The sequence below is a fragment of the Paenibacillus sp. FSL R7-0026 genome (genome assembly GCF_038004485.1).
In the GTDB taxonomy this organism is placed as follows: domain Bacteria; phylum Bacillota; class Bacilli; order Paenibacillales; family Paenibacillaceae; genus Paenibacillus; species Paenibacillus xylanexedens_A.
On sequence record NZ_JBBORG010000001.1, the window covers coordinates 4,861,100 to 4,881,193 of the forward strand.

The window sequence follows — 20,094 nt, forward strand, 5'->3', positions numbered from 1 at the left end:
TACAGTCGGCTTGAGATCATTCGAGTATCGGGTTCAGTAGTTTAAAGTAGAGTTGCAAGAGTGACTCGACCTTGCTCTTCCGCCATTTCATTGAACGGAATCCACATACAAAGTGCAGGCTGTGCTCCTGATGAACCACTTGTAACGTTAAGTCGTACAGTTCAGACACCGGCACTCCCGAAGCAACTGCACCAGCGTTATAGAACAAAGGTAATGTTCCTGTACCGGGCTCCTGCAAGAGTGTACTAACATGCTTGGTGTGGAAGGTCTCTCTGCCATCTTGACCCTTGGATTGATGGATAAGCTGGAATAATTCATTAAATTGTTCCAACGAGCCGAAATCCAGATCAAATACTTGAATATAGTCGGACTGCCCAATGGCTGCATGCACACTTATCCGATCACTGTTGGAGGTCTGTGCGAGAAGGTACGCAAAGCCGGCAAATAAAATATCATCTACCTCCACGTCCCACCTGCTGGCAGCATTCACCACACGATCATAGAGTTCTGCTGATAAGGCAAACTGCAACTCTTCTATTTCGTTTGATGTTGAATCTCCTTCCACGAAATAATCCATGGACAAGGGAATGTGGGAGCGGGATACATGGGTTACATCCATCTCGTCCAACTGATTCTCGATAAATGCGGTAATATCCGAAATAGTTGGCAAATTAAACATGTCGGTTATTTTCACAATTCCTGGATATTGGTCATCAAGTCTGGCATGTGCTTTGATCATCAGTACAGAATCGCCGCCGATCTCAAAGAAATGCTGATTCACACCAATGTGAGCATTGCCAAGTACTTCGCTCCATATCTGTACCAATTGTTTTTCAATATCATTGACGGGAGCCTTGTACTGGACCTGAGCTGTGTGTAGAGCTGTTGGTTCAGGTAATGCATTACGATTGATTTTTCCATTTGCTGTTAGAGGGATGGCTTCCAACCGGATAAAGAATGAAGGCACCATGTACTCTGGCAATCTGGATATCAGAAACTCTCGCAATTCAGCAATGGAAACTTCTTGATCAGAGACATAATAGGCACACAGATATTTTTTCTTTTGCTCGCTCTGCCTGTCCATTACATACACACGCTTCAAGGCGTGGTGTTGAATGAATATGGCTTCAATTTCACCAAGTTCCACGCGATGCCCCCTGATTTTGATCTGGTTGTCCTTTCTGCCCAAAAATTCAATGTATCCCTCTTTGCGCATGACGCCATGGTCGCCCGTTCTATACAATCGGCCAAGGAGCGGATGCTGAATGAATGCTTTCTCCGTTTTATCCAAGTCATTCACATATTGATTTGCAAGACCTACTCCGCCGATAAACATCTCACCTGGAACATCAACCGGACATGGACGCAGTTTATAATCGAGCACATGGAATGTTTGATTCGCTAACGGATACCCGTAAGGGATACTGTTCCACGCATCAGATATTGAATTAATAGGGTAATAAATGGACCAAATACTAGCCTCTGTTGCACCACCGAGACTCACGATGCTTGCATCAGGACACAGATTTCTGACTTTTCCCGGTAACGATAGAGGTATCCAGTCACCGCTGAGCAGTATAAGACGAAGACTGCTTTGATGGTTACCCTCGTTTGTGATGTTTACTGCTCTTTCTATATCAGAACTTTGGATATTTAACTTAGCCAGCGGAGCGGTCTGTGCACCCAGGACTGCTACGGAACGTTCCGATAATAGGGATGGGTCAGCAGCCATTGGGTTTTCGCCATAGGATACCGATACGCTTGGACTTTGTCTGATATAATTTCTGCTGCTCCATTCTTCTGGGGAAGCCATTTCATTGTCTGGCTTCAATCCTGCTTCCACCGTGTGAAGCCAAATCTGATTTTCATTTAAATTGAATAACGGTTTTACTTTCTCAAAAGGCATATCTCCGATCGAACACATCCCAATGCCCAACATCTCTCCAACACTGTTTAGTGTGGATACCATAATTCCGGTATCGATAAGGGAGTATAAATAACCTTGCGCGCCATATTTCGGCATGGTTGCTTCCGCGTTGTAAATGAAGAAAACAGTAAACGCTGAAGACTGATAAATGGACCTGTTTGTGTAATAGTGCATTTCATCAGTGAATGACTGATTCCCATGAATAAGGCGTACCGTGTAATCCACTGGACTAAAGTAGTACAAGCCCGCCTCCATTCCCGCAACTCTTCCTTCCTTCACATACACAAACACATCTATCGGGTACAGTCCTCCCGCAGAAGGATAGTAATAACGAATTTCCTGTCCTTGATCATACTGACCCAGTACTCCCATCAGATCGGAGAACTGTTTCATGGTAACAGGCTGATCCTCCTTAAATGAACGATGAGAACGTCGCTTGGAGATGAAATCAGGGTATTCAACACCACGCTCCAGTGAGACCTCAAGTGTGGTGTTCTCACCGAAATTACGATGCAACTGTATTTTTTTGAATGCCTCGTATGCCTGTGCATCGTATGCTACCTTTTCGTCATACGGATTACGGAATAACTGCGTCTGCTTCTTGAAAATTTCCGCTGGCTCCATAAGTCCGCTGACCAAAGCACGTTTGCGAATGAGCAGTTCCATGAGCGAATTCACTTCACTAGCAGGTACATTCGGGAAGAAAGAAGCAATCTCGGATTGCCGAATCCCCTTTTGTGCCAGGAAATACAGTTCAGGGAACATACCTGTTGCATATCCAGGGCATTTGAACTCATCCACGTAGATATGCTTTCCATCCATTCGCCACAGCGTGGAGAATGACCAATGGTACACCGACTCTACTGACTCTTTCTCCACAGCCAGTTGGGTTGACGCCTGAATCTCTTCATCACTTGCCCAACGGTAGCTTCGTCCAGCATCGGATTCCAGTCGATCCATAAACATATCCATAATCGCTGGAACCGAATTCCAGATTGTAACCTGATGGCGATCAACGGCCTCTTTCATCATTCGGATATCTCTTTGGTCGGATACAATTACGAGAGCTGCACCCGAGGAAAGTGCACCGAACACGTCATATACGGATAAATCGAAACACATGGAAGATACGCCAAGCATGCGATCCTTCTCATGAACACCGAACTTTCTGTTCATATCCTGAATCGTATTCGTTACAGCCCCATGAGTAATGGCAACACCCTTCGGTCTACCCGTACTTCCCGAGGTATAGATTACATATGCAATATCATCAGGTGTTCCAGATGGCTCACCTTCGAGTAGAGGATAACCAGAAGCCGAGACCTGATCATAGGCGTCCACGTCCAATACAATTTGACAATCACTATTTTTAAGCATGTAAGCTTGCCGATCTTCAGGATAATCCGGATCAAGTGGTACATATGCCGCACCAGTGCGAAGTATAGCCATTACATTTACAATGGTCTCCATACGGCGCCTTGCTACAACGCCAACTCGATCCCCTCGCCCGATCTCCTGTTCAAGTAAATATCCTGCCAGTTGACCAGATCTTCGGTCCAGCTCCGAATACGTCATCCGTTCATCCTCAAACAACAATGCGTCCTGATCTGGATAATGTTTAGCCATGCGGCTAAACAAATGTTGCAATGTTGTTGGCATGATATTTTCTTCTGATTGGTTATACCTTTCCAAAATGCTGCGATCGACTGAAGGAATGTCAGGCCCCGTAATCGTTTCTCCTACAATTAGGCCATCCAGCAGTGCAATATATTGCGCAAACATCGTTTCGATCACCTGTTGATCAAACAAGTCATCCACGTAATCCCAGGTTAGCGTTAGCTGCCCTCCCGCATCCGAGGCCTGATGATCCAGATATACCTGCGATGTTTGGCTGACCCCAGTTCGAACCTTTCCAATCAGTCCCTGAGTTGCTTCAGATGTCTCACGTTCATTAAAGATCATACTTGTGAAGACAATTGGCATTACGGTCTTGTTCCCCATTTGATGATGCTTGGAGAGATCACGTATGAATTCGATTCCTTCATAATGCCTGTGCTCCAGCGCCTCCAGTATACTGTCCTGAACATGACGCACATGCCCCATAAAATCATTCCCCGAAGCCATGTCCACATCAATTAAAATCATGGAAGTAAAGTCCCCAATGATATCCTGTATGCTTGGGTGGAATGGATAACGATTGAAGACTGTCAGGTTCAGTGCAATCTTCTGTTGATTGCTCCAGTACGATAAGATCTGGGCATAGGCTGCACAGAGAAGCGCTGAAGGTGTTAGCCCGTGTCCATTAGCAACCTTTTTCAATATCTCCCAACGCTGTGGTTCAAACACTTCATTAAGTCGCTTGAATTTTGGTTCACTGATCTGTGCAGGATCTGTTTTCAATGGGAGTGCAGGTGCTGCTGGGAACTCCTCTACTCGGGCAAGCCAGTATTGTTTGTCAGCCAGGTACGTATTCGATTTACGGAATTCATTGTAAGCAAGAATATAATCGCGGAATGTAAATGGATTAGGCTCCGGATTAATCTCGGGATGATGATAGAATTTCAATAGATCATTATTGAAGATCTGTATGCTTGCCCCATCAGCAATGAGGAGATCATATCCAAACAATAGCAAATGTGTATCCTTAGATATTTTTTTCGCACGTATTTCAAATAATGGCCATTGCTCCAATTCAAAAATATGATGAGACATGCGTTCTCTTTCGGCTATGATCACCCGTTCAATCTCGTCAGGACTCAAACCACTGATATCTTCAATATCCATCCGGTATACCGGTACATGTGGCAGGATTCTTTGCTCTCCGGTAGGCAGGATAATTGCCCGCAGCATAGGATGATGTTCAATCAGCTTGATTAGTGCTTCATTGAAGCGAGTCATCTCCAGTTGAGTTTCGAATTCGAGGTACCCGTGTGTCGAAGTGCCCCCCATTTCAAAAGCCTGACTTCTTCCTGCGACATAAGCCATCTGTACCTCGGTCAGCGGGAATGGTCGGCCTTCAGGATCAGGGCATGGATCATGCTGCGGATAATGAATTGTTCCCACTGACTCTTCATTTTCCACAGAGCTCTCAAGCAGAGCCGCCAGTTCATAAATATCTCTCAGGGCCATAAATTCCTTGAAGCTGAGACGCTGATTGAATTCCTGCCCAATTCGATTTACCAGCTGCACCATTAGAATTGAATTGATCCCCATCTGGAAAAAGCTGTCGTGAGTTCCTATTCCATTCATACCAAATACCGATTCACAGAGTTCAATCAGCTTTTGCTCCGTTTGGCTTTCTGTTCCTGCAAGTGCACTGGACTGTTGTCCAAAAGTTGGTTCCGGTAACGCTTTCCGATCAATCTTTCCATTGGGTGTAAGTGGAAATTCAGACAACTGGATTAAATGCTGAGGAACCATGTAATCCGGAAGTGCTTTTGCCAAAAGACGCTTCATCTCCAATTCGTCATAGCTGCGCTCCGCTGAGTAATAGGCCACCAGTACCTTTGTTCCTTGCATGTCCACTTTATCTATAACGACAGCCTGCTTCACGCTAGGAATTGTAGATAGTCGGCTTTCAATTTCTCCAAGTTCAACCCGATAACCCCTGATTTTCACTTGGGAATCCCGTCTGCCAAGGAATTCAATGTACCCTTCTCTTCGCAAGACTCCAAAATCACCTGTGCGGTATAAACGTCCCAATTCCGGATGATTAAAAAATGCATTGTCGGTCCTCACCGGATCATTAAAGTATCCTTGAGCCAATCCTACTCCACCGATACAGAGCTCACCAATGACATCGACTGGACTCAGGCAACCCGTGTAGTCAAGCGTATAGAATGTCTGATTCGCAAGTGGTCTTCCATAAGGAATGCTCCTCCAATCCGACTTGACAGTATCAATGGGATAATAGATAGACCAAATGGATGCCTCTGTCGCACCTCCCAAGCTGATAACCTGTGCCGAAGGAAAACGCCCATGTACTTGCTCTGGCAATTTCTTTGGTATCCAGTCTCCACTGAGCAGGATGAGCCTTAATTGTTCATTGGTTTGATCGGTTACGTAATCTGCCATCAGTTGCATAATGGCTGGAACTGAATTCCAGATGGTTACTTTATGCTGTTGTATCGCGTCGTACATGTCATGAATATCACGCTGATCAGCAATGATCACAAGTGCTGCACCCGTCGCAAGTGCACCGAAAATATCATAGACTGACAGATCAAAGCACATTGAAGATATACCAAGCATCCGATCTTGATCCGTCACTTCAAACTTCATATTGATATCCCGAATGGTATTCATTGCCGGGCCATGGGCAGTAGCTACCCCTTTTGGAGTTCCCGTGCTGCCAGACGTATAAATAATGTAGGCAAGATCGTCAGGTGCTGCGTTATTTTCCAGTGGCTCCACCGGCAATTCAGCCAGTCCCTCAAACGTATAAAGTTCGGGTAATAACAGCATTTTGCAGTTACTATTTTGTAAAATGTATTGCTGACGATCTTCAGGATAATCGGGATCAACAGGCACGTATACCGCTCCTGCTTTGAGAATACCGATGGTATTCACAATTGTCTCCATACCACGTTTGGCTAACAACCCCACTCTGTCTCCCCGTGTTATTCCTTGTTGCGCCAAGTAATGAGCGAGCTGATTGGAACGTTCATCCAGCTGTTGATAAGTCAATTGCTGATTACCGTAAATCAATGCTGTCTGATAAGGAGTCTTGGTCGCCTGCTCCATAAAAGACCCATGCAGTGTAGATATAGGAAATGATTGTGCTGTTGCATTAAATGCATTCCAGATGGCCTTATCCTGTTCAGGCAAACCTGGTAAAAACTCGATATCCTCTTGCTCACACAGATGAGTAATCATCGCTGTATAATCATCGAACATGGCGGAAAGTGTATCGTAATGAAAAAGATCCTGAATATAGTCCCAGTTAATGGTCAGTCTCCCGTCAGTCTCCATTACCTGATTATCAAGGTAGACTTGGGAGGTCTGACTGATACCCATTTTCAGATCTCCGATATGCTGCCAGCTTCCGATGGCATCCACAAATAATGTGCTGGTATATACAATCGGCATAATGGCGGAAGTACCCGCTTCTCGATGACGGGCCAGTTCTCGAATGAACTCCACGCCGTCATAATGTCGATGTTCCAACATATTGAGCATGCCACTCTGCACGTCTCTTGCTTGTTCCCAAAAAGGCTTGTTTTTTTGTTCGTTAATTTCGAGCAACATGATGGATGTAAAATCACCGATAATTTGATTGGTTTCTTCATGAAATGGAAAGCGGTTGAACGCCGCCAGATTGATGGCAAGTCGATCCTGATTGCTCCAACGGGCCAAAACTCGAGCAAAGGCAGTACATAGAAGCGCGGAAGGTGTTACATTTTTTTGCTGCGCCTTATGCTTTAATTGCTCCCACGGATCTTGTTCCAATATCCAGCTTAGCCGTGAAAATTGTGGTTTCTTGATATGTCTGGGCTCCTGCTTCAGCGGAAGTGCTGGAGCGGAAGGGAATGTGTCCAGCTGATCCATCCAGTACTTCTTGTCACGTGCGTACATCTCACCTTTTTTCAGTTGTCCGTATGCCATCATATAATCCTTGAACGAAAACTTGAGTGCAGGAAGTTCCTTTTCCGGATCACGGCAATAATGCACCAGGTCCTCTCCAAGGATCTGGATACTCGCACTATCACAGATCAGCAGATCATAACCGAATAACAGGTAATGCCGTGTATCATCTATTTTAAAAGCTTTGAATTCAAACAGCGGCCATTGGCTCGGCTCAAACACATGATGGGACATTCGATCCCGTTCCACCTCAATGTGTTTCCACTTTTCCTGCTCATTCAGATGGCACACATCAACGATTTCCAGTTGATAGTCTGGTACCTGTGGCAATATTCGTTGTATGCCCTCCGGCAATATGACCGCTCGCAGCATTGGATGACGCTGAATCACTTTTTGCAATGCAGTCCGGAAATGCGTCATGTTCAATTTGGTTTCCAATTCCAGATAATAGTGAGTCGATGTTCCCCCCATTTCAAACCGCTCGTCTCGACCTAACAGATAAGCCATCTGTACTTCTGTCAAAGGGAAGTCCTCATACTGGGTCGCCGGTTCCGGCTCTTGCTGGGGATACTCGGATATCGCTCCAGTTTCCTTGAGTGCACCAATCAGATGAATTGCAAGCTTTGCCAGATTCATACCTTCAAAGAACGTGTGGTAGTTTAGGTGAACATGGTAGCGTACCCGTATTTCAGTAATAATGCGCATCATTGATATTGAATCAACGCCGAGTTCAAATAAGTTGTCGTATACATCTAACCCGGTAAACCCGAGAACGTGTCCAACCAGTTGGGCAAGTTCCTTCTCCGTAGTTGTATATATACCGTTATCTCGTCCGTGCAGTTCAACCTTTTGTTCATATTCAGTTATCGTCAGCTGGTTGTTATGATAATTCAAATGATTACGTTCCTGTTGAATTCGAGCTGTCATGGCTTCCGAAAATTGGATAACCCTTGACGACTCTAACAACGGTAGGAGTTCACTCGCATAATTGGGCTCACCGATCAACACTCGGCGTATACGACGGCTCAATACCATGTCAAAAGCACTGATCGCTTGATGAGTTGCTAATGTCTTGAATGCTGTATCCACATTCAGACCAAATCTGGCAGCCATCCCGGTTTCCTTCCAAGCAGGCCAGTTAATGGTTAGCGTTCGGCCCGACCCATTTGCACGGTAAGACGCAAAGCTATCCAGAAAACAGTTTGCAGCAACATAATCGCTCTGCCCCGGTTCTCCTAACATGGATATGCCAGAAGAAAACATAACGAAGAAATCGAGTGGTTCCTGCGCTGTTACTTGATTCAGAACCCAGGTTCCCTGAACCTTCGGTCTCAGAACCTCTTGGAATGCAGTCTCTTCCTTACGGATAATCAAGCCATCATTGGCAACACCAGCGCTATTAATTACCCCATAGATTTGCCCATATTTTGTTCTCAACCTCTGCACAACCTGAGTCATCTGCTTCAGATCGGAGATGTCTGCACTGATTAATTCAACACTTGATCCTCCGGCTTCAAGCTCCATAATGGTTTTCATTCGTTCAATCATTTCCATGGATATTATCTTTGGATCTTCTTCTTGAATAAGCTTGTCCCACACAGTGCGATCAGGCATCACCGTACGACTGATTAGTGCCAGACGAATGCAGCGTTCATCAGCCAGATGCTTCGCGAACTGCAAGCCAATTCCGCCTGTTCCACCAGCAATAAGATATAAACCGTTCTCACGAATAGTCACTTCCTCATGACTGGCTTCCAGAATGTTGGCAATATCCAATTCTTCAACGTATGACTGATTATGGCGATACGCCACTTGGAAACGGTCATGGGAGCTATTCAATTCTGCATAGATCGTATCCGCATCGGTATCTGAATCCACATCAATGAATCGGCAGGATATTTCCGGATACTCCTGTTCAATGACTTTTGCGAATCCGTTAAGCGTTGCATTTTCCGGTCGTACCTGACTTTCATAACCCGTAACTGCATTCGCTAGAGAGGATATGAATTGAAGCTGAAGTCCCTCTGTCATATGATGATGTAGAATCGCACGGGTCAAGTAGAATGCACTCTGAATTCCACGGTCCTGGCTTAACTTCAATTGTTCCTCGCTTTGTAAATAATCATCTGAATCATTCTCTGCCAGAGTAAACCCGTGAATAATACGGATTAGCCCCCGACCCTTCATATCATCCAATAACTGAATGTAATCACTTTCATCACCACGAATCACATAGTGCGAATCATCATACTTCTCGTAACGATCCCCCCAGGCTACCTGAATGACTCGTGCTTCGGGCTCACGCTCCAATTGGACCGTCAAGGCAGCACTGACTTGATCGTTTCCGCGGAAGAGAAGTACGGTGCCTTTCATTTTTGTGACGACAGAATCGCGAGATACGGGCGTGTATCGTTGCCATACAGCTTGATAAAACATGCCCTCTGCCTGTACCTTTTCCGATCTTCTGTTCCGTTTTGGAATGTCGATCCAACATCTGTGCGTCTGGAATGCGTAAGATGGCAAACTGACCTTGAATACACTCTGGTTCGCATAAAGCGCTTCCCAGTCAGCATCGCCCCCAGAGACATAGAATGAAGCAGCCTGATGTAACGCATTGATGTCTTGCTGCCCACTGTCCATGAATTCTCCAAGAGCTTGTCCCAGCGATACGCTCATCTCATGCCTGGATGAGAGCGACATTCTGAATTCCTGATCCGCTGCCTCCTCATCTTGAACCAGCTTGTGAAAGCCTGTATAGATGTGCGAACCATGTGAAGTACCAAATAGCTGTTTTGAACGCTCCAACTGAGTAAGTTTCTGATGCAAATCGATGTTGCTGTTCATTATGATTGCTACCCGATATGGAAATTTTCCTCTTCCCGTGTTGGCGGTATAACATATATCTTGTAATGTTGGCAGTTCATTTTTTTCAAGAAAATAGATATACTTACTGATCATCTGACGTAGCGATTCCTCAGACTTGGCGGACAACGTCAGAATGGATGGGCCTGTTACAGAAGCGTTCGCTTGATGCGCTGCAGTTGCCCGATCAGGTGCTTCCTCAAGCACGAGATGACAGTTAGTTCCCCCAATGCCAAAAGAGCTGATACCACACCGTCTTGGAGTTGTGCCATCCGTGTTCCACTCTCGTAGTGTAGTATTTACGTAAACGGGTGATCCACTGAAGTCAATCGCTCTATTTGGCTTTTCAAAGTGCAAGGTTGGAGGGAGTTTTTTATTTTTCAACGCCAGAATTGCCTTAATTAAGCCAGCAGTTCCAGCTGCTTCGTACAGATGACCGATATTGGTTTTAACCGAACCGATCGCACAAAATTGTTTCTTGGAAGTATATTTCTTAAACGCGTTCTGAATTCCCTTAATCTCAATGGGATCTCCCAATTCTGTCCCCGTACCATGCGGTTCGAAATACGAGATCGTTTCGGGATCGATGTTACCGTCCTCCCACGCTTTTACAATCAACTCTGCCTGAGTGGACGGGTTTGGTACAGTCAATCCGCCAGAACTTCCATCCTGATTGACGGCCAAACCTTTAATTACCGCATAGATCTGATCACCATCACGCATTGCAGCATCTAGTGGTTTCAGCAACAAAGCAGTGACTCCTTCGCCCATTCCCGCCCCATTTGCAGAATCATCAAATGTTTTGGTCCGGTAGTCTGGAGATTCCATCCCGATCTTCTCATTCTGATTCTCGCGTGTCATGAGATGAAGTTTCACACCGCCCGCGATTGCCATATCACATTCCTTGTTCCGGATGGCCTGACATGCCATGGCGACAGCTACGAGCGAAGAGGAACACGCTGTATCAACAACAATACTGGGTCCCTTCAGATTCAGAAGATACGAGATTCGATTGGATAATATGGAAGCCAAATTCCCAACGATGGACAGTGCACTTGTCTGCATCGTTTCGGTAATATATCGCATATACATATCTTTGATATTGTTGGAAAAGCCTACATAGACACCTGTATTGGTGCCCGATAATTTATCGTTACCGTATCCTGCATCTTCCATGGCATCCCATGCCGTCTCCATAAACAAACGCTGATTAACATCCGTTAAACTGGCTTCTTTGGGAGGCAAACGAAAGAATTCATGGTCGAATTGGTCAATATTGTCCAGGTACGCCGCCTCGTAATATTGAATATCTCCCTCAGGAATATCCATATAAGAGAGAATAGCGTCCATATCCGATTTTCGTGTCTTGGGAATGGGACGTATGCAATCTACACCACTCTGGATATTATCCCAGTAGTCATCCAGTGTTTCCATATTGGGCAACTTGGCTGAAATACCGATGATGGCGATATCCTTGACGGGTTTCTTTTCCCCTTCTTTTAGCATTTTCACGATCTGAGCCGCCGTTGTTTTGTTCATCTTCTGGTCCTTGACACTCTCTACCAGGAGCTTCAGAATTTTCTCCACGCTTCACGTCCCCCTACATCTTTTGAAGGTTGATGATTGCTTCATCCAGATCCATTGCTCCACGTTCGATCTCATCGAACAGATTCTCAAGATCTGTATCCCGTTCCTCTTCGAAAGTTTCCTTTTGAGGAGACTGGTGAGGCTTCTGCTTTTCTGTGGTGCTCATATAAGTAGTTAGTCTGGAGATACTTGGATATTCAAACAGATCGGTCAGTATGAGTTTTCCAGGGTAAGTTTTGTCCAATTTCAAGAAAATCTGCTTAATCATAATAGAGTCTGCACCGAGTTCGAAAAAGCTGTCATGTACATTCATCTCTTTAATGCCTAAATATTGTCCAACTATATTGGCAATAGTCCGGTCCATCTCCACGGATGATTCCAATTCAAGTTCATACTCTTCCGTTGGGATCTGAACAGTAGAAGCGGATTCCTTATTCATTGATATTTGCTTTGCTCTCTCCGGCATTCTCATCCATTTTTGTAACTTTTGTCCGATGTTGGCATCAAGATGAAAGTGGTAGTTATTCAAAATGTTTAAATAGGGTGAATTCCAGTTCATTTCCCCCACCAGCAGACGGTCGGTCTGTTTTCCCATTATTTCGAACAATCGATCCAATGCCCACTCTTTGGGCATCGCTTTGAATAAGGTGTCAAAATCAAACCCGGCTCTGGAAGCCATGCCTATCTCTTTCCAGGTAGTCCAATTCAGCGTTATCGTACGCATCCCTTTGCGGTTCCTCATTGGGGCATAGGCATCCTGATATGCATTCGCGGCGGCATAAACAGCCTGTCCAGTAGAACCAAATAACGTAGCGACGGACGAGAACATGACTAGAAAATCCGGCTGATCTTCGGCTGTTAGCTGATCCAGCAGATGAGTCCCCTTCACTTTCGGAGCCAGCATTGCTGTAAACTCTTCCTCAGTCATCTGGTCAGCTTGTTGTGTACTCCCAACGCCTGCTGCATGGATGATGCCACGTATACATCCAAAACGACTTCTTAATTGTTCAATGGCTTGACTTAACTGATCCGCATCGGCAACATCAGCTCCAAAATACATCATCTGTCCGGCCCGTTTCTCCATATCAAGTAACCGAAGAAGCTTACTTTTTAGATCTGGTGAAGTATTTTTTGCATTTAGAATGATGTCCCAATTGTGACGTTTGGGCAGTGGCGTTCTTGCAATCAAAGCCAGATTCATACGTCCAAATGATAGCAAGCGTTCAGCGATCTCCATCCCCAGACCACCAAGTCCACCTGTAATAATGTATACGCCGTCTTCTTTCCAGTTCATCTCAGCATCAGGCATGGAACCCACATCAGCAGGTGCGAATTCAGCTTGATATGCTTGTCCATTTCTAATCGCCAAAGACTTCTTCTCCAACGGCCCCAAAATGTAACGCATATACTGAGAGGTATCCCAATCTTGGTCAACATCTATACAGAAGCATTCGAGATTCTGAATCTCACGCTGTACCGTATGTCCGAAAGCCAGCATCGCTGAATTCTCCGGATACAGAACTTTCTCGTCACCCGTCACTTCATTAGCAAAGCTTGTCACCAAAATCATCTCAACCTGCTCTGCAAAGACGTGTGAGCATGCCTTGGTAAGTCTCCATACAGACATAAGACCTTTGTCCAGCCTGTTCTCCTTAATTTCTGTATGGTCAAGTGATGCTATATGCACGATCCGATAGGGACCTCCAAAGGACACTTCCTGCAAAAGTTTGATATAATCACTCTCGTTATTTCGAATTACATATGTCTGTGCATCCTGTTGAAGGTAAGATGTTCCCAATATCACTTCGATAACTGCTACTCCAGCTTCACGAATTTGGTTCACCAACTGGGTTGCATGTAGCTGTGTATCATTTCGTATTATTAAAACACGTTCAACATTATGGATGATGGATGAGTTAGTCTTGCCGATCTCGCTCCAAGGCTTCCATGACAATGAATAATACATCGCTTCTTCCTCAGTCTGTACCGAATTATCGGGGTTAGTATCAATCCAGCACTTACTCTCCTCAAATGAATATGTGGGCAAGCTCAACTTGTTATAGGTCACATCTGGATAGATTCTTGACCAATTGATCTGAGCACCGCCTTGATAATGTGTGCACAACTCCTCTAGCACGGTTGCTCTATCGCATCCTTCGATATGCCATTTCGAGATAAGTTCTTCCGTAGTGAATATCTGATTACTTTTCCTGAATGTATCTTGTTCATATCTACCGGTCTTGGGTTCTGCAAGAAAGTCGTTTAAATGCTGCAGCAATTGATCCAACGAATTGACCACCCACACCGCTCGGTGTGCATGATGCTGTCTTCCAGTAGCTGCTGTGCAGCATACATCCCTCACATCGGCCTTCGGGTTCTCATTGATCCACTTCACATATGATTGCACCTGACGGGAGAGATTTCCGGATGATACGCTGGAGATCAAAAAGGGATATTGGTCATCGCGCCCCAATTCCACTGATATGTTCGGAGCTTCTTCCAGTACGACATGACAATTGGTGCCGCTTAACCCAAATGAACTGACTCCACATCTTCGAGGAGTGGCCGCTTCCCACTCCCTTGAAATGACATTGACATAGACTGGTGATTTATCAAATTCGAATTTTGGGTTTGGCTTATTAAAATGAAGTGTAGAGGGAATACGTTTGGATCTGAGTGCCATAATCGCCTTCAGCAGACCCGCCAATCCTGCACTGTCGTACAAATGGCCCACATTGGACTTAACCGATCCTATCGCACAGAATTGTTTTTTGTCCGTAAATCTGCGAAAAGCCGATTGGATACCTTCCAGTTCAATCGGGTCCCCAATGAGCGTACCTGTTCCATGTGCTTCCAGATAGGAAAGACTCTCTGGATGAATTCCAGCATCACGCCAAGCATGCGTCAGTACTTTTTCATGAGCTACCGCATTGGGCGTTGTAATCCCTGCCGAATACCCATTCTGATTCACAGCTGTGCCTTTTATGACTGCATACACATGATCATGATCCCGCAATGCCTGTTCCACAGGTTTTAGTACAACACTTACTACACCCTCACCCATTCCTGATCCATCCGCATCTTCATCAAAGGTTCTTGTTGTTCCATCACTGGATTCAATACCGATTTTGTAATACTCTTTATCCAGTGGGATCATATTCAGCCTGATCCCTCCAGCGATAGCCATATCACAACTTCCTTCACGTAATGCACGTACTGCCATATCCAGAGCAACCAGCGAAGAAGAACATGCTGTGTCTACAACCATAGCCGGCCCCGACAGATTAAGTAGATAAGCAATTCTTGCAGGAATGATGGACGAAAGATTACCTACGGTGGCGATTGGTAACATGTCCGGACTTAATTCCTCGACCATCTGTTTGTACTTGTAACCTTCTTGATCTCCGATTACACCCACGTACACCCCAGTTGAACTTCCAGCCAAACGGTCACCACCATAACCTGCATCCTCAACCGCACGCCATACCGTTTGCAAAAACAATCGTTGGACCGGACTCATCAGCTTGGCTTCCTGTACACTCATACGGAAGAAGGAATAATCAAATTCATCGATTTCGTCCAGATAAGCTCCGTTCAAATAACGCACATGCTCCAATGAACCTTGCTTGTGAAGCAAGTATTGATTCAACTGGCCCTTTCGATAATTGGGCAATTCACGTATGCAATCAATTCCATAATCAAGCATCTTCCAAAATTCATCCAGCGACTCTCCGGTCGGCAACTTCGCACCGATACCTATAACAGCTATATCATGTCTATTATCCGTTGTTATATCCAGTTCAATAGTAGTGTCCTGGTCATCTTCTTCCCATTGCTCTCTGTCGAACAACTGATCAAGCATGGCCGTCCCCCTATGAAATTTCATTTCAATTCCGGTTGTACCAATAGTTGAAGTCCTCTCACATAATTGGCAATAAGACGCTTCACACGGCTCTGTTTTAATTTACGTCCATTAAAACGACAATTGCACTGCAGAGTTTCACCTTCGTCCGACACCAGGATAATCAGATCGTAATAGTTCAATACATCGTCCGATGCCTTGAACAGATGCTGTTCACCATATAAAGGATTAATTGCCCACTCCGTGCTGCTTGTTCTGATCTGGCCCATCTGCTCGACGGAAAACGCTCGATCCGAAGGCATGGTTATGATCTGTTGATGAACATTTTGAAAGAGCTCTTTCATTGTCTTGTATTGATCGAAATTCAATCGTACAGGTGTAATCATTCTCGCTGTACCATAGGATACGTGCATATCAATAGAGGTTTGTTCTGACAAAGTGTGTAACAAGTAAGCATACATAGCTGACGCCAATACATGAATACTGATCGCTTCAGATTGTGCAATCAGTCGCATATCCTGTACCAATGAAGCTGGGAGAGTGAATTGATACGACAAGGCTTCGTAACCTCGATCCGTATGGAAAAAGCTCCGATCCATCTGTACAGGCTCCAGTTCCACTCTATCTTGTCTGATCAGATTCGCCCATGAGACAATAGAGGTATGTGAATACAAGCTGGAAATTGCCATTTTGTCTGGAAATGCATCATCGATTGCCTGATGAATCTGCGTTACTTTTAGCGAATCGAATCCAGCTTCAGCCAGGTTGTCCGTTACTCCGACATTCCTAAGTCCCGCTACGGACTCAACAATCTCAATCAGCTTTTGTTCGATATGATCACGAGCTGGTTGTACTTCTTTGATCTCCTGCATATGACTTAATATGCTCTGAATGGATTGTTCGATTTCACTAAATTCTCCTGTTTCGTACCGCTCCTGAAGCCTGTAACGTTGAAATTTTCCACTCGTCGTTTTAGGAATTTGCTTAATGGGCAGCACGGACTTAAGTTCAATCCCCATCCGCTGCTGAATATGTGCTTTGGCTTCTCCAACTCTTGGAATAAAAGATGGCAAGTCCTTTTTATACAGTACAAACATTACAACGCTTTCCGATCCTGTAAGTGGATTGGAGACACCACATACAGCGACTTTCCCCAGATCAAACTGCTCCAGTTCCTCCGTTACACGTTCAATATCATGCGGATACACGTTTTGACCATTGATGAAAATAATGTCCTTGGTTCTGCCCGTAATAACTATTGCGCCATCATTCATAAATCCAATATCTCCAGTTCGAATCCATCCATCGGCTGTACTTGCTTTTTCCGTAGCTGCCGCATTGTTGTAATACCCGCTTGTTACACTCAATCCTTTAATTTGAATACTGCCCAGCACCAATTCCTTGACCGGCTTATCATAATCATCACATATTCGTACATCACAATATTGAACCGGCTTGCCTACTTCCACAAAAGAAACAGCATGTTCTGAGCCCGGTTCAACTTCTATGAATGGTTTCCCGGTCTCCAAATATCTTCTGTCCAGTACATAACAAGTCAAATCACCGACGTTACCAAAGGAAACACCAACGGTTGCTTCGGCCAAGCCGTACGCCGTCAGCATTGTATTGGAGGCCAGCCCATAAGGACTCATCGCCTCCAAAAAATTGAAACAAAGTGCCGGAGATATCGGCTCAGCACCGTTCATAATAAAACGTACCGTAGACAAATCCGTTGATGAAAAGGTTAGTGGATTATATGAATCCAGAAAATATTTATAAGCAAAATTTGGAGCATATAGTTGGGTGACACGGTGTTCAGAAGTTTTGGTTAACCATAATGTAGGGTGACGGATGAATAAGGAAGTCGGCATAATAAACTGTTGCAGGCCTTGGAAGGTACTTGTAAGATGAAACGCAATCAGACCCATATCATGGGTCAGGGGTAACCAACTCAAAGAACGGTCTTTAGAGGAGATTTGGGTTGCTATATTCATAGCTTGTATATTTATCATGACATTGCGGTGTGTAATTACTACACCCTTGGTTTGTCCTGTAGAACCTGAAGAAAATTGGATAAAGGCTATGTCATCCGGCTGGATGCTAGCTTCAAATCCCTCAACAATAGGTTCTTCTCGTACGTTCGAGACGCCCTGTACTATAAAGATTCGGGCATGCATTTCGCGGACAACGTCTTCCAATCCATTCTTCCGGGCAAACTTGTCCAAACTTTCCGTGAGATCCTGATCAGCAGCAATAAACGGATGATTCAACGTTTTCCACACATTGTAAAGCTTCATTCTTTGCTCCTGATTTCCGCCTACGGTTATCGGAACCGGTATGATTTTTCCAAGCGTGCAAGCCCAAAAGGTGACAATAAACTCTTCTTCCGAGTTCAGTTGGAAGATCAATTCATTACCCGGTTGCATCCCAAATGCTTGAAGTTCTCCTAATCGGATTTTGGCTGATTGCAGAAGGGATTGGTACGATACAACCTTTTCTTCCTTGCTGCCATTCAGAAAAGTAATACCTCTGTCTGTGACTGAACCAAGGGAGTTAAATAATTGAGCCAAGTTATCCATGCTCATAACTGGAACACACTCCTTGTCAACTAGATTACGTAAGGTTGCAGCTTTTCATTTATAATTCTCGTTGTTTCCTGAATATTTTCCTGGATATAGAAGTGTCCTCCATCCAATTTGACAATGTCACATTGTGAACCAGCGTACTTTTTCCATCCGATCAGATCGCTAGATTTCACTCGGGTATCGCTTCTGCCAGTTAACACAGTAATATCACTCTGAACCTTGAAAGGTTTAGGCTGAAAACGATAGAGTTCGACAATCCTGAAATCGGCTCTAAGTACAGGTGCAAATAACGAAAAGAGCTCTTTATTGGTAAAGACCTCATCCGACGTTCCACCCATGTTCTGAATCGTCTCTCTGAACTCTTCGTCTGGCAATGTGTGAATATTCTCATCCTTGAAAATATGTGGTGCACGATTGCCTGAAAGCATCATATGTTCAGGCAATTGTTTCGTTGACTGTGCAAGTCGGTAATATAGTTCGAGCGCCATCCAGCTTCCCATGCTATGTCCGAAAATAGCATAAGGCCCATGAATTAGCGAGGAAACCGCAGGGTAGATATCCTCAATCGCTTCTTCAAAGCTTTCATAGAACGGTTCTCCCACTCGAGCGCCTCTTCCTTTTAATTCGATCGGTATTACGTCAATAAAAGGGCTTAAAGATGATTTCCAGCGATGAAAAATCATGGCTGATCCACCTGCATGAGGCAAACAAAAAAGTTGAATTTTCTTCATTAGCCCTATCATTCCTCGTATTCTTATTTTTATCGTAATTTATCATTTTACGTAAAAAAATACAATATTTTCTGTGTTATTGAATACATTATGTAGATTGAATAGATAGGGACAAATCTCCCTTGTTACTTCTGAATTGATTGCGATGTTCGGTCGGACTTTTGCCTACTTTTTTCTTGTACATTGCACTAAATTGTGTACTAGAACTGTACCCTAGCTTCGTTGTAATTTCAGAGATTGGAAGATCCGTCTTGGTTACGTATTCCTGTGCCTTATCCACCCGAATCTGCTGTAGGTACTTCAGTGGCGAAACATTGAAAACCTTAGAAAACAGATTACACAGATACACTGGATTATAACCAACCATATCCGCCAGAAATTGCAGAGTAATTGGCTGCTCATAATTGTTTTGGATATACTTGCATATCATGACCAAGTTCCGTTTGACCGAGTCCTCCCGATCCGTTTCCGGTCGCATCAAATTAGCCAGATTCGTTTGATAGTAACTGGAGTATACTTCAAGAAAATCTCTTTCAGCTATTTCGATGTCTTCTCTACTCTCTACCGTTCGGTTCAACAGGCTTACAGCAAGATCATAGTGTTTACTACCATTCTCACTTAATATGTGACAGCTTGGCAGTCGCTCAAGCAGATCCGATCCAAAAATAATACCTCTCATTTTCAGAACAGGCTTATCGTAATTTTGCAGTCTTATTTTATTTGCCAGCAGCACAGCCCCTGCCTTAACCTGCACCGTTTTGCTAAACACACTGATTTCCAATGCATCCATAACCTCAAATATGGCAATCTGTCTTCTGAGAGACAAGTCAAATAGATGTTTTTTTTCACGGACGACCATATCATAAGAAACAACAGAACGTAGTTGGAAATCCATTATCGTTAACCTCCTGATTGTTTTTCGGACGGTTTTGACAAGTACGGTGCTATACATTCATC

General features: G+C 44.5%; 5 protein-coding genes. All 5 read right to left on the minus strand.

The window, feature by feature from the left end:
• Positions 1-16: 16 nt before the first annotated feature.
• A complete protein-coding gene (locus tag MKY44_RS21280; protein WP_341008489.1) occupies positions 17-11,959 on the minus strand; it encodes an amino acid adenylation domain-containing protein in 11,943 nt (3,980 codons plus the stop codon).
• Between the two features lie 13 nt (positions 11,960-11,972).
• Positions 11,973-15,821, minus strand: coding sequence for a type I polyketide synthase (locus MKY44_RS21285; RefSeq protein WP_341008490.1), 3,849 nt, complete (start codon positions 15,819-15,821; stop codon positions 11,973-11,975).
• Between the two features lie 20 nt (positions 15,822-15,841).
• Positions 15,842-18,406, minus strand: coding sequence for a non-ribosomal peptide synthetase (locus MKY44_RS21290; protein ID WP_341008492.1), 2,565 nt, complete (start codon positions 18,404-18,406; stop codon positions 15,842-15,844).
• A gap of 23 nt (positions 18,407-18,429) precedes the next feature.
• Positions 18,430-19,137, minus strand: a complete 708-nt coding sequence (locus MKY44_RS21295) for a thioesterase II family protein (protein ID WP_341008493.1) — start codon at positions 19,135-19,137, stop codon at positions 18,430-18,432.
• Between the two features lie 88 nt (positions 19,138-19,225).
• Positions 19,226-20,032 carry a helix-turn-helix domain-containing protein gene (locus tag MKY44_RS21300; protein ID WP_192133308.1) on the minus strand — a complete coding sequence of 269 codons (807 nt, stop codon included), beginning with the start codon at positions 20,030-20,032 and terminating at the stop codon, positions 19,226-19,228.
• Between the last annotated feature and the right edge of the window lie 62 nt (positions 20,033-20,094).

What these genes read in the sequence shown, in the direction of transcription:
- MKY44_RS21295 (WP_341008493.1), bottom strand. Translation starts at nt 19,137, where the DNA reads ATGAAGAAAATTCAACTTTTTTGTTTGCCTCATGCAGGTGGATCAGCC.
- MKY44_RS21290 (WP_341008492.1), bottom strand. Translation starts at nt 18,406, where the DNA reads ATGAGCATGGATAACTTGGCTCAATTATTTAACTCCCTTGGTTCAGTC.
- MKY44_RS21285 (WP_341008490.1), bottom strand. Translation starts at nt 15,821, where the DNA reads ATGCTTGATCAGTTGTTCGACAGAGAGCAATGGGAAGAAGATGACCAG.
- MKY44_RS21300 (WP_192133308.1), bottom strand. Translation starts at nt 20,032, where the DNA reads ATGGATTTCCAACTACGTTCTGTTGTTTCTTATGATATGGTCGTCCGT.